Genomic DNA, 13,130 nt, shown 5'->3' on the forward strand with positions numbered 1-13,130 from the left:
ACCATGGGGAGAGTATTTTGCAAGATGAAATTTGACCGGGGTATGGGAATTGAGCTCCCTCACAGCTGGAATTTTGCCAATGCCCTGTACGGGTTTGGTGAAATGGGCGCGGAAGTAATTCCGTATCATTCCTTGGATGAGGTGTATGACCAGGTGGAACGGGAGGATATTGTCTTGGATTATATTGAGCAATGCCAGGAAATCTTCCAGAAATTTGGGATTCACCCTTATTTACCGGATTATCCAGAGCCGCTGCAGCCTTTTCTGGGAAGGAAAATCTGGTCCGATACCCTGAACCATATTGCCAGTGACGAGAAGCTGTGGCAGGCCGGGTACTTTGTAAAACCTGTGAAGGACAAAGCTTTTACCGGGAAAATTATCCAATCCCTGGCGGATTTGGAAGGCTGCGGACAGGAAAACGAAGACCTGGCGGTGCTGGTCAGTGAACCACTGGAACTGAAACAGGAGTGGCGTTGTTTTATCATCTATGACCAGTTGGTGGATGTGCGGCCCTATCAAATGGGCGAGGGCTATTTGTACCACTATGATCCGCAGCAGCTGCTGAAAATGCTGGCGGCTTTCCGTACCTGGCAAGATCGGCCGTGGGCTTGCAGCATGGATATTGGCGTAACTGGGGACGGGCGGACAGTCTTGGTGGAATGCAATGATGCCTATGCACTGGGCTGTTATGGCCTAAGGGCTCTGCCCTATGCCAAATTGATTTCCGCCCGGTGGAGCCAGCTTCTTGGTGTACCGGACGCCTATCACTTTACCTGCTGAAATAAAAAATAGGGGCTGTGAAAAAAATGAAACTTCCTCCGAGGCCCTTCAGGTCCCACATCCTTAGCGGTTCGCCGTGCTCCAGTCGTCACCTTTCAGGCTTGACTCCTGGACGGCTATCGCGTGGGCCTTATTGACCAAACAGCCACTTGCATAATTTGTCGGGCTGTTTGGATGCGGCCGCAAAGTGTTGTAGGGGCTGGCAGCCTGCAAGGCTGACAGAGGAAGTTTGTTAGGATACGGTTATAAAGAACAATAAAAACGACTTGCGAAGTCTTTTAAGCTCGCAAGCCGTTTTTTCTTTCAGGAGTATTATTTCACAGCCTCTTTTTTATCAGGCGTTTTGCGTTTCTTCCTGGGGACCCTCGGCGGGCAGGCGCACGGTAATGGTGGTGCCTTCGTTCAGCCGGCTGACCAGGCTGATTTGGCCCTGGTGCTGCTCCACAATGTGCTTGACGATGCTGAGTCCCAGGCCGCTGCCGCCGCTTTGCTTGGAACGGCTTTCTTCTACCCGGTAGAAGCGTTCAAAGACCCGCTCCTGAACGGCGTCGGGAATGCCGATGCCCGTATCCCGGACGGTAAGCTGGACCCAGGCTCCGTCCCGCTTCATAGAAACGTACACGTGGCCGCCGGGACGGTTGTATTTTACCCCGTTGTCAATCAGATTCATGGCCATTTCCCTTAGCAGGCTGCCGCTGCCCCGGACCTTGTCCTGGGTCAGCTGGCAGTGGACGGTCACCTGCTTTTCCTTGCAGAAGGGGTCCATAAAATCCACCACGGTCCGGATCAGGTCACCCAGGGGCACCGCTTCTTTCAGGGTACCGGCAGGGACTTCCTCAATCCGGGACAGGAAGATGATGCTGTTAATCATTTCCAGGAGCCTTTTGGCTTCCTGGCGGATCAGCTGGCCAAAGTGGGCAATGTCTTCTTTTTTCTGGTACATTCCCGCAGCCATCAGTTCTGCAAAGCCGCTGATGGAGGTCAGGGGAGTTTTCAGCTCATGGGTAACGTTGGCGGTAAAGTCCCGGCGCAGCTGCTCCCGTTCCCGGGCCTCCGTAATATCCCGGATAATCAGCAGCTGGGAGGCCCGCTCCCGGGGCGTCTCCAGGGGCCGCAGCAGCAGCCGGTACTGGTGGGCCTGGTGTTTCATCAGCCAGGTATGGGGTTCCCCGTCCTGGAGAATTTCCGGTTTGATGCGGGCGTCCTGGGGAAGCAGGGCCATGAGAAACTTGTCCGTCAGCTGTTCCCGGCCCGCAGTGGCCGAAGGGTTTCCGGCCAAAAGCAGCCGGCTGCCCCAGGCATTGACCCACTGGATCCGCAGCTGGTCGTCCAGCAGAAAGACGCCTTCTGTCAGATTATCGGTAATCAACCGCATGGTGTTGCGTTCTTCCTGAAGCTGGCGCATGCTTTGGTCCAGCTGGGCCCCCTGCTGGCGAATGGTGTTCAGGAAGGGCTTCAGTTCATCATAGGAATTTTGAAACAAGGTGTCAGGAAGCTGTTCCTGGCTGTTGCCAATCCGGGACAGGTACAGGGTGGCCTGGTCCAGGGGCTTGATTAAATCCTTGGTAAAATGGCGCACGGTAAACAGGCAAATGAGCATCAGTACGCCCAGGGCCAGCAGCCACCAGGGCAGCAGCAGCGCCAGGGGCCGGAACAGATCCTTTTGGGTCCAGGCTACCCGGAGCACACTGCCATCGGTAAGCCTTAGGGCGGAGTACAGGTTCAGCTGCCCCAGGGTGCTGGACTCCCGGGCATCGGTACCCCGGCCCTTTAGCAGGGCCCGGAGGATTTCCGGCCGTTCCTTGTGGTTATCCATGTCCGACGCATTTTTCATGGAATCGTACAGGACCCGGCCGTCTTCCGCCACCCAGGTAATCCGTAAATCCGGACTGGCTTTGCTGGTATGGTCCAGAAATTCCAGGGGGTTTTCCTGCCGGGTCAATTCCGAACCCAGCACGGAGGCTGTCTGTTCCAGGTAGTAGCCGGTTTCCTGCTTGGAGGTCTGCCAATAGGCAAAGGCGCAGACCAGGGCGGTAAGCAAGATGCAGACCACGCCTACCAGCAGCAGGTGAAGATAAATTCTTTTTTTCATGGGCAGTCAGGGCTCCTTTTCCGCTAAATTCGGTAGCCCACGCCCCGGACCGTTTGGATCACCTTGCCGGCGTCTCCTAATTTTTGCCGCAGGCTGCGGATGTGCATGTCGATGGTCCGGCTTTCCCCGGCGTAGGAGAAGGACCAGACGGCTTCCATAATCTGATCCCGGCTCAGGACAATGCCCGCATTGGCCATGAGATAGTGGAGCAGGTCAAATTCCTTAACCGTCAGGACGCAGGGCTGGCCCTTTACCAGTACCTGGTGCTTTTTCAGGTCCATGAGAATGTCCCCGCACACCAGGGTATCCTGGTCCTGGGGCAGGGAGCCGCCCCGGCGTAGAACAGCCTTGACTCGGCTGATCAGCTCCATAATTCCGAAGGGTTTGGTCATATAGTCGTCGGCGCCAGTATCCAGTCCTTTGACAATGTCGTATTCCCCGGTCCGGGCGGTGAGCATAATGACGGGCAGGGATTGGGTGGCTGGTTTTTCCCGAAGCTTTTTCAGGATTTCCAGGCCGCTTTCTTCCGGCAGCATAATGTCCAGCAGTACCAGATTGGGAATCTGTTTTTCCAGGGCTTTCCAAAAGGCAGCACCATCGGGAAAAGCCTGGGCTTCAAAGTTTTGGCTGGCCAGGGCATAGCGCACCAGCTCGCGGATATTTTCGTCATCTTCTACACAATAGATTAGGGCCATGGTTACCTCCTTTAGGGTGTTCCCTTCTATAGGCTTATTATACGATGAAGGGAAAGTTTGCAACAGGGCTGACAGGAGAAAGAATACTGTCTTTACACAAATATTACAAAAGTGCAAAAAATAAGCGAACAAATTTTCGTTAGCATCTTGAAATAAAACCATAGCCATATTATAATACAGAAAACGAACAAAAGTTCGAAAGGAAGGATAAACGATGAAAACGATATTTGGGCTGTTTTTGGCGGGATTATTCCTTTTGTCAGGTTTAATGGTGCTGGATTTGGACCGGGAGCCTGTGGTTTATCATAAAAAGCAGGTATTGGTCTACAGCGGGGATACCCTGTGGGGCATTGCCAGCCAGGCGGCGGGACCGGAAGAAGACGTCCGGGCGGTACTGGACCGGATTACCCAGGCCAATCACCTGGATCTGCACCAAGCCCTCCAGCCGGGGCAGGTACTGGTAGTTCCGGTACGGGCCGAAGCGGGAGAAAAGGGCCAGCTGGCCAGCCGGCCCTAAGGCAACCCGAGCCGGGGAAGCGGCACAGTTGAACTTTTATTCCTTTCATCCTGTCAAATATGATATACTAAAAGAAAAATCTCCTCCGGCGTTTATGGCAGCTGGAGCAGGGTAGGAGGGATATTCATGCTGGAAGATGCTGATAAAAAAGAACAGGATCAAAAAGTAGAAGAAACCGTAGAAGAGGCGGAAACCCGTCCCATGGATGAAACGGAAAGCCAGGAAGCAAGGGATGAGGCCCTGGAGCCGGTGGACATTCAGGCAGAGTCGGAACGGATTATCCGCTGGGGTGCAGCCCGGGCCAGCGTTATTGTGATGACGCCGTTTTTGGGATCCCTGGCCCTTATGGCCAACGAAGTGTATATGATTACCCGGCTCAGCGATTTGCGGGGGATTGAACTGGAAACGGGGGCCATTGCCGGCCTGATTGGTTCTCTGGGGGCTTCCTTTGTGGGACAGACCCTGTTCACCATTATTCCCTTCCCGCCCCTGCAGGTTCCCGCTGCCGTAGGCATCACCTACGCCGTGGGCAAGGCTGCCAACGCCTGGCTGGAAGCTGGCCGGCCTAAGGACCTGGCTGAATTCAAGGAAATGTTTGAAGAAGCCCGGAAAGAAGGGTCCCGCCGGTTCAAGGAATTTACGGAAAACCCCAACAAGAACATTCCCTTGGGAGATGAAACCAAGAAAGTTATGGAAAAGGCAGCGCCCCTGTTTGATACCGTGAAGGAAAAAGCGGACGCAGCAGCGGACAAGCTGGGAGAAGTGGCCGGCAATATGAACGGCATGGCAGAAAATATCACGGAAATGGCTGCTCCCTTTAAGGAAGCGGCAGAACGCTGGATTACGGCCCAGACCTGGGAACAGCTGCGCCGGGGTGAAGTGGTGGTGCCCTATACGGATTTGTCCGCGGGCCTGGCAGAAGCCATGAAGGACAGCGAATTTACCTTCAAGGACTGCTGCTACCATGGGGACAATCTGCTGGACATTACCGTGGAACACGAAAAGTACGGTACGGTAACGGCCCAGGTGGAAATTGAAGCCATGACCCTGAACAACACGGCCTCCTTTGCCCGGTTCCGAATCCACGACTTTGCGGTGGCCGACAACAAGCTGGGCGAACTGCTGGTACGGCTCCTGGGAACCCGGATCATCATGTCCCTGGTAAATGCCCTGTTCAACATGACCGTGGTGAACCGGGAAGACCTGATCTGCACCTTTAGCGGCCAGTCCCTGACTGTGGACTTTACGGAAGTGGTGAACAAGAGCAAGCTGGCCCAAACCAAGATCAAGAACTTCAACCTGTTCGACCTGGTACGTCTGACGGGCCTGGTACCGGAAGCCGATGGGCTGCACATCAAAACCCATTGGGGCCTGCAAAAATAATTGTATTGCCAATAAGATATCATGTATACAATTTTAGGAGGATGCTTGCATCCTCCTAATTTAATTTACAAAAACATGCGAATTCACTAACGATTAAATGTCAAATTGTGGATTTTTAGTGTCAAAAGGGTTATAATACAGTCGACAATACAATGCGAATTAAGGGAGTTCGCAGAAGGAGGTTTCACCATGATAAGCTTCTTTGTATGTTTGGCGATTTTGATTGCCGGATATTTCATTTATGGCGGCTATGTGGAAAGCTGTTTTCGGCCTCCCATTGACGACAGAAAGACTCCGGCCTATCGGCTGCAGGATGGTGTTGACTATGTTCCCATGGGCAATGGACGGGTGTTCCTGATCCAATTGCTGAATATCGCTGGCCTGGGCCCGATTTTCGGTGCTCTGGCAGGTGCTATGTGGGGCCCTGCAGTATTTCTGTGGATTACCTTCGGTACGGTTTTTGCCGGCGGTGTCCATGACTTTATTTCCGGCCTGTTGTCCGAACGGAACGACGGTGCCAGCATTTCCGAAATCGTAGGGAAATACCTGGGCGACATGATGAGAAGCGTAATGCGCGGTTTCTCTGTTGTGCTGCTGATTCTGGTGGGCGTTGCCTTCACCACGGGCCCTGCTGGTCTGCTGATGAAAATCACTCCCATGAGCTTCAATTTCTGGCTTGCTGTATTACTGCTCTATTATTTCTGTGCTACATTCCTTCCCATTGATAAAATCATCGGCAAGCTGTATCCTATTTTTGGCTTCTGCCTGATTTTCATGGCTTTGGGTGTTGGTACCATGCTGTTTGTGAAGGGTTATGCCATTCCGGAAATTACCCTGACCAATATGCACCCCAAAGGAACCCCCATTTGGCCCATCATGTTCATTACCGTAGCCTGCGGTGCCATTTCCGGTTTCCATTCCACCCAGTCCCCGCTGATGGCTCGCTGCATCAAGAGTGAACGGGATTGCCACAAGATTTTCTACGGCGCTATGGTTTGCGAAGGCATCATCGCCCTGGTATGGGCTGCTGCCGGCTGCTCCTTCTACCATGGTACTTCCGGCCTGTCCGCTGCTTTTGTTACCTACAAAGGCGCCGGCGGCGTTGTGTACGACATCTGCTCCGGCCTGATGGGACCTGTGGGTACCATCATTGCCATGATCGGCGTAATTGCCTGCCCTGTATCCTCTGCTGATACGGCATTCCGCAGTGCTCGTTACACCATCTGCGACTGGTTCAAGATTGACCAGCACACCATTGCCAGCCGTCTGAAACTCAGTATCCCCATTATCCTGGTAGGCGGGATCCTGACTCAGGTTAACGTAACCATCCTGTGGAGATATTTCTCCTGGACCAACCAAACCCTGGCCATGTTCGTTCTGTGGTCCGGCGGTATGTACCTGTATGCCAATAAAGGCAACTACTGGATTGCCATTATCCCGGCAACCTTCATGAGTGCCGTAAGCTGCACCTACATCCTGGTAGCCCAAGAAGGTCTGCAGCTGAGCACGACTGTTGCTTATCCTGCCGGCATTATCTTCGCTATCTTGGCCTTCTGCCTGTTCTGGAAACGCGCCAACAAGATTAAGAATGGCACCCTGGATCTGGCAGATAAACCTGTGGAAGGCTAAGGCTTTCTTAGAATTTAAGATTTATTCCCTTAAAGAGAACCCGGAAGCGGCCGCTTCCGGGTTTTCTTTAACCATTGGACAAATTTGGACTTTTGTCCAATGGGAGAGGAAGAAAAAACTGTACAAGAAAATATTGCAAATGATAATTATGCAAAAATAAAGGGTAAAAATACTAAATTCGTTACAGTTATCCGGCAAAAAGTGCATATAAAGCGTGAATATAAAATTTTTATTAATAATTATACATAAAGCAGTCTTTACTTGTATACAAAATGTGGTATACTAGGAAACATACTCGTGAACGCAGAAAAAAAGCGGGAGCAAAAAACTAGAACAAAAAAGGAACAGAGGGAGAAAATTCATGACAAATATGTACAATCCAGTTACGCCGGAACTGGTTCAGGCCCTGCAGGAAGTAGTGGGGGATAAATACGTAAAGACCGACGAAGAATATCTGCAGCAGTATCAGACGGATGAAGAGGGGAATCCCCATTTCTTCAAGAAGCCGGAAGTGGTAGTATTTCCTGGCTCCACGGAAGAGGTGGCTGCCATTGTGAAACTGGCCAACCAGTATAAGGTGCCCATTACGCCCCGGTCCGCCGGCAGCAACGTGGCCTGCGGGGCCATTCCCATTTACCATGGCATGGTGGTGGAACTGGAACGGATGAACCAGATCCTGACCCTGGATGCGGATAACCTGTACGCAGTGGTGCAAACCGGCGTCATTACCGGTCAGCTCCAGGCAGAAGCCAAGAAACATGGTCTCTTGTACGCTGGAGATCCTTCCAGCGCCGACAGCAGCCAGATTGGCGGCAACGTAGCCAACAATGCCGGGGGCAACAAGGCCGTCCGCTACGGCACCACCCGGAACCAGATCTACGCCCTGAAGGTAGTTACGCCCCTGGGGGATATTGTGGAAGTGGGCGCCCGGCTGAAGAAGTGCTCCACGGGGCTGTGCCTGGAGCAGCTGTTTGCCGGCAGCGAAGGGACCCTGGGCATCATTACGGAAATTACCGTAAAGCTTTGGCCCCTGCCTCCCTATAACTTCAATATGGTCTGCGTTTTTGATGACGATGCCAAAGCCTTTGCCCTGCCCAACAAGATCTTGAAGGCCGGCATTGAGCCTACCAGCCTGGAATTCATGGACAATGAAGCCCTGGTCATGACCTGCAAATATCTGGACAATATGGAAATGCCCCATGTAAATGAAGGCTGCAGCTACGTGATTGTCACCGTGGAAAGCTTTGACCAGGAAGAAAGCGACCGGAAAATGGAGCGCCTCTGTGAACTGGCTGAAGCAAACGGTTCCTTGGACGAATTTGAAGCAGATGACCGGATTTGGAAGGTCCGGAAGGAATTTGCCGAAGCCGCCCGGGACGTGGACAGAATGTTCCAGACCGAAGATTTCGTAGTGCCCCTGGACAAGATTGCGGAAATGACCGCCCAGATTCCGGAACTGCGGGAAAAATACAACCTGTACTGCGTGACCTGCGCCCATATCGGCGATGGGAATATCCACGTGCTGCCCCTGAACAAGGAAGGGCTGCCGCCGGAAGAATGGTTCAAGAAAATCAAGGCCTTTCATGCGGACCTGTTTCCCCGGGTATATGCCCTGGGCGGGAAGATGTCCGGCGAACACGGCATCGGCTACAAAAAACTGGAAGAATTTGCCCGCTGCACCCCGGAAGGGGAAGTGAAACTGATCAAGGCCATCAAGCACGCCCTGGATCCCAACAATATCATGAACCCGGGGAAACTGGTGGATATGAACGGCGATTTTATTGCCTGAAACCTGTAAAAAAAGACGCGTAAACTGCGGTTTACGTGTCTTTTTTTACGCTCTGGGGCCGGATGCCTTCCGCCTTGCTAAAAAATCCTGCAAGCAAGGGGGAATTGCTTTATAATAAAAGAGACTATCAGGTACGGAGGGGAAGAACCATGAAAAAATGGCTGGGACTACTGGTAATAGGACTGCTGGCAGGAGCGGGGCTTAGCGGAGTTGAAGTACGCCCCGCAGAAGCGGAAACGGCGCCCCGACTTCTGGCAGAAAACGCCCAACCCCAAATAGCCCAGCGGGCGGCTGGAGCTAAGGCAAAGCCGGACGCCCTGGCCGCGGGAAAGGGGAAAGGGGTCCCGGCGCAGCAACAGGCCCTGCCAAGCCCCAAGACTGCGGCGAAGGAGGCAGTCCTGTCTGCCGTAAAGGAGGCAGCGCTCCCGGAAAAGGGGGAAGACTACCGGGATCCCCGGAATGGGGTCAGCTTTACCCTGCCTCCTGGGTTTATCAGCCAGGGCACCTATGCCAAGAAAAATGGCAAGGGGGACCTTATGATGCGGGCCCTGGACGGGGACCGGATTTTTGTGTACACGGCCAATGGGGCCATGCTGTCCCAGGCTGGGAAAAAGGAAAACCAGCCCTTCCATACCCGGGATTCCATGCTGAAGCTGTCCCTGAAAACCTACCTCCAGGAAGCGGCAGAAAAAAAGCTGCCGGTGCTGGCAGCCAAGCTGGGAACCTTTGGCACCCAGCCAGGCTTCCATATTCGTCAGGAAGAAGAGGGCAAGCTGGCGGACCGGTACTTTTTTGCGGACCGCAAAAACCTGTATACCCTGAGCTTTCTCACTACGGCGGAGGAGAATCAGGCGCTCCAGCCGGCCATTGCCCAAATGCTGGATACCCTGAAGATTCCCACGCCCTATGAGCGGGTGACCATTCCGGGCAGCTCCCTGTCCTACGAAATCCCCTACGGGGGTGTGGATGAGCTGCAACTGAAGGAACCGGGAGACCCCCATATCCAAATGCAGATGCACGTAGATGATAAGCTGCTGACTGGGGTGATTTACCATCCCTTGCAGGAGGATTTGACCTACGCTGTGCTGCCGGAACGCTACGAGAATCTGGGAGAAGTGGACCGGAAAAACCTGTGCCGGGTGCTGACCCAGGGCCGGCAGGACCAGTGGGAAAGCCTGCACCCCGGGGTTCCGTTGGAAGAAAACACCACCTATTTTTCCCAAGCCGCAGGGCGAACCTGCCTGGTGGAAAAGACCCGGGGCGGCGGCGAAACCAGCCTGGGGTACCTGTTCCTGCTGGACGGAAAACTGCTGTCCCTGGACTACGTTGCCTTGGAAAATACCGATAATCAGGCCATCATCGACCACTCGGTCAACAGTTTACGCCTGGAGGGGGAGAGCGGCCGTCTGCAATAGGGCAATCAGGTCCTGCATGGCCTTGGTCAGGTACAGGGCCGGCCGGTGCGCCAGATACAGGGTACGGGTCAGGGACTGGGGTGCAAAATCGTAGAAATAGGCCGGTTGTTCCCGGTCCAGGGAAGGCAGGGCAATCCCTGGTACGAAAGTGAAACCCGCATTGTGGAGCACCAGTTTGTGGGCCAGCTCAATACTGTCTGTTTCTAAAATGACTTTGGGAGTAACCTGCCATTTTTCACAAAGTGCGTCGGCCATTTTCCGCATTCCCCGGCCGGGCTTTAGGAGAATCATGGGGGCGCCCTCCAAAAATCGCAAATCGCTGAGTACACCGGGTACGGTTCCCCGGTGTTTTTTGTTGGTCGGAAAGGAAGGGGGCGCTTCCAGGTAAATTTTGTCTGTAAGGATTTTGGTGTAGGCCAGTTCCGGCACATCGGTGAAATAGGTCAGGGCCAGTTCGATTTCTCCCCGCAGCAGGGCTGCGTCCAGCTTGCGGACCTGGGTTTCCGTCAGCAGCAGCTCCACCTTGGGGTATTTGGCCCGGAAGGTTTCCAAAATTTGGGGCAGCAGGTACTGGCCGGAAATGGCGGACAGCCCCAGGCGAATCTGGCCTTTTTGGGAATCCCGCATATCCTGGATTTCCCGGAGGGCTTCCTGGTGCCGTTCCAGCATGGCTTGGCAGCAGGTCAGGTACACCTGTCCGGCCTGGGTCAGGGTAACCCCGCTTTGCCGCCGGATGAACAGCTCTGCCCCGGCTTCTGTTTCCAGGTCCCGGATGACCCGGCTCAGGGCGGGCTGGGAAATGAACAGCTGCCGGGCGGCCGTGGTGATATTCCCTGTCTGGGCGGTTTTTACAAAGTACTCCAGCTGTTTTTCGTTAAACATGGTTCCTCCTTCATAGGGCTTTGTTTTGCAAGAAACATAACATAAATACTATGGTAATATGATTATAATGGAATTTTACATTATTGTATAGGGGCGGTATACTAAAACCAGAAAGCAAGAGAAACAGGAGGAAAGAGCATGGCACATGTAAAGATTTTGGTTCCCTACGGAGCTGTTGGTTTGAACTGTTCGGACGAGGCTTTTGCCAATGGCCTGGCTCTGCAGCCGGATATTATCTGCTGCGACGCCGGGTCCACGGATTCTGGCCCCTACTACCTGGGGACGGGCAAGGGCAAGTATATGACGGCGGCGGTAAAGCGGGATTTGCGCCGGATGGTAAAAGGAGCCCATGCCCTGGGTGTGCCCATGGCCATTGGGTCAGCCGGAACCTGCGGCAGCAACGCCGGGGTGGATGAAGCGGTCCGCCTGATCCAGGAAATCTGCCAGGAAGAAAATATCCATGGCAAGAAAATCGTGAAAATCTACACGGAACAGGAGCCGGCCAAAATGGCAGCCTATTACAAGGCGGGCAAGGTCCAGGCCCTGGCCGGGGCTCCGGAAATTACCGCGGAGACCTTTGGGGAATGCGACCACATTGTGGCGCTCTCTGGAGCCGAACCCTTCCAAAAAGCCCTGGAAATGGGGGCGGACATCATTGTCTGCGGCCGCTCCACGGATACGGCCATTATGGCGTTCTATCCGCTGCTGAAGGGCTGCCACGAAGCCAGCTGCTGGCACGCCGCCAAAATTGCGGAATGCGGCGGCCTGTGCACTTCGGCCGGGCTGCAGGGCTGCGCCTTCCTGGAACTGGATGACAAGGGCTTCACCGTCCGGGCCATTGCTCCTGGAGCCACGGTAACGCCCTACTCCGTTTCCGCCCATTTGCTGTATGAGAATGCGGATCCCATCCATCTTACGGAACCAGGAATCCAGATTGATGCTTCCCATACCACCTACACTGCTGTGGATGAAAAGACCGTGCGGGTGGAAGGCACGGTACTGACCCACAAGCCCTATACCATGAAACTGGAAGGCTCCGGCGCCGTGGGCTATCAGACCATTTCCCTGGTGGGTATCCGGGACCGGGAAATCCTGAAGGATCCCCTGCGCTTTGTGGAAGCCATCCGCCAGGAAGGTACCTCTAAGCTGACCTCTATGGGGGTGGCAGCAGCGTCCTACCACATTAACCTGAAACCCTATGGCTATAACGCCGTATCCGGCCAGCCGGTAAAGGAAGGCTATGTGCCGGAAGAAATTGGCCTTTTGCTGACGGTAACGGCGGATACCCAGGAACTTGCCACCCAGGTGGCCAAGGCCTTTAACCCGCTCCTGCTCCACTACAACCTGTTCCCGGAGCGGCAGATGCCTTCCTTTGGCTTTGCCTTCTCCCCGGCAGAAATAGAGCGGGGCAAGATTTACGAATTTAAGCTGTACCACACGGTTTCCCTGGAGGACCCGCTGGAATTGGTCACCTTCCAGGAAACTGAGGCATAAAGGAGGATTCTATGGCTACTCTTGGAGAAACAGTAAGATATTTAAGAAGCAAAAATGCCGGCCCTTTCTGGCTGACCGTGGATGCCTTCTGCTGCAGCAAGGAGGATACGGACCGGGTGGCAGATTGCTTTACCCGGAATCGGGAAACCATTGCCAAGATGTTTGCGGTAACCCCGGACCTAATCAAAATTTTTGCCCTGCCGGAGATTCAGGTGGTGAAATTGAGTTTTCCCCGCCGGCCGGTGGAAGGTTCCCGGGATGAACGGGATATGCACGGCGGCCAGCAGTATGTAAGCCTATTGGATTTGGAAGTCTAAACAACTAGTGATAAAAAACGGGAGTTTCTATAAAAACTTCCGTTTTTTTGTGCCTTCAAAAAGAATTTTCCCATTGGCGAGGAATTGCCGTATAATGGAAATATGATATGCAAGCAAGGTATCTGAAAAATATGCTA

General features: G+C 53.7%; 12 protein-coding genes. 9 read left to right on the plus strand and 3 right to left on the minus strand.

Annotation, left to right across the window (positions count from 1 at the left end; genetic code table 11):
* The first annotated feature begins 3 nt into the window (after positions 1-3).
* Positions 4-780 (plus strand): ATP-grasp domain-containing protein, encoded by a 777-nt coding sequence (locus tag LKE88_RS09985; RefSeq protein ID WP_105326751.1) that lies wholly within the window; start codon positions 4-6, stop codon positions 778-780.
* Between the two features lie 334 nt (positions 781-1,114).
* On the opposite strand, the gene LKE88_RS09990 is transcribed toward LKE88_RS09985, so the two are convergent.
* Both LKE88_RS09990 and LKE88_RS09995 read right to left on the minus strand, forming a co-directional pair.
* Entirely contained in the window at positions 1,115-2,872 is a 1,758-nt protein-coding gene (locus LKE88_RS09990; RefSeq protein WP_105326752.1) for a sensor histidine kinase, read from the minus strand.
* A 23-nt stretch (positions 2,873-2,895) separates the two neighbouring features.
* Positions 2,896-3,567, minus strand: a complete 672-nt coding sequence (locus LKE88_RS09995) for a response regulator transcription factor (RefSeq protein WP_105326753.1) — start codon at positions 3,565-3,567, stop codon at positions 2,896-2,898.
* A gap of 214 nt (positions 3,568-3,781) precedes the next feature.
* On the opposite strand from LKE88_RS09995, the gene LKE88_RS10000 reads away from it, so the two are divergent.
* The 6 genes from LKE88_RS10000 to LKE88_RS10025 all read left to right on the plus strand — a co-directional run bounded on the left by LKE88_RS10000 (position 3,782) and on the right by LKE88_RS10025 (position 10,300).
* Positions 3,782-4,084, plus strand: a complete 303-nt coding sequence (locus tag LKE88_RS10000; protein ID WP_199614407.1) for a LysM peptidoglycan-binding domain-containing protein — start codon at positions 3,782-3,784, stop codon at positions 4,082-4,084.
* A 126-nt stretch (positions 4,085-4,210) separates the two neighbouring features.
* A complete protein-coding gene (locus LKE88_RS10005) occupies positions 4,211-5,467 on the plus strand; it encodes a hypothetical protein (protein WP_105326754.1) in 1,257 nt (418 codons plus the stop codon).
* Positions 5,468-5,656: 189 nt separating this feature from the next.
* Positions 5,657-7,096 carry a carbon starvation CstA family protein gene (locus LKE88_RS10010; protein WP_105326755.1) on the plus strand — a complete coding sequence of 480 codons (1,440 nt, stop codon included), beginning with the start codon at positions 5,657-5,659 and terminating at the stop codon, positions 7,094-7,096.
* A gap of 99 nt (positions 7,097-7,195) precedes the next feature.
* A complete protein-coding gene (locus tag LKE88_RS10015; protein WP_231085773.1) occupies positions 7,196-7,345 on the plus strand; it encodes a hypothetical protein in 150 nt (49 codons plus the stop codon).
* A gap of 112 nt (positions 7,346-7,457) precedes the next feature.
* Positions 7,458-8,885 (plus strand): FAD-binding oxidoreductase, encoded by a 1,428-nt coding sequence (locus tag LKE88_RS10020; protein ID WP_105326757.1) that lies wholly within the window; start codon positions 7,458-7,460, stop codon positions 8,883-8,885.
* A gap of 149 nt (positions 8,886-9,034) precedes the next feature.
* A complete protein-coding gene (locus LKE88_RS10025; RefSeq protein ID WP_105326758.1) occupies positions 9,035-10,300 on the plus strand; it encodes a hypothetical protein in 1,266 nt (421 codons plus the stop codon).
* Here LKE88_RS10025 and LKE88_RS10030 read toward each other — a convergent pair.
* A complete protein-coding gene (locus tag LKE88_RS10030) occupies positions 10,265-11,182 on the minus strand; it encodes a LysR substrate-binding domain-containing protein (protein WP_105326759.1) in 918 nt (305 codons plus the stop codon). The two genes, LKE88_RS10025 and LKE88_RS10030, sit on opposite strands and share 36 nt — an antisense overlap.
* Positions 11,183-11,320: 138 nt before the next feature.
* On the opposite strand from LKE88_RS10030, the gene LKE88_RS10035 reads away from it, so the two are divergent.
* Positions 11,321-12,676, plus strand: coding sequence for an acyclic terpene utilization AtuA family protein (locus LKE88_RS10035; protein WP_105326760.1), 1,356 nt, complete (start codon positions 11,321-11,323; stop codon positions 12,674-12,676).
* Between the two features lie 11 nt (positions 12,677-12,687).
* On the plus strand, positions 12,688-12,993 hold the full coding sequence (locus LKE88_RS10040) for a DUF4387 family protein (protein WP_105326761.1): 306 nt from the start codon (positions 12,688-12,690) through the stop codon (positions 12,991-12,993).
* Positions 12,994-13,130 lie beyond the last annotated feature (137 nt).

This window comes from Acidaminococcus hominis (assembly GCF_022484025.1).
GTDB lineage: Bacteria > Bacillota > Negativicutes > Acidaminococcales > Acidaminococcaceae > Acidaminococcus > Acidaminococcus hominis.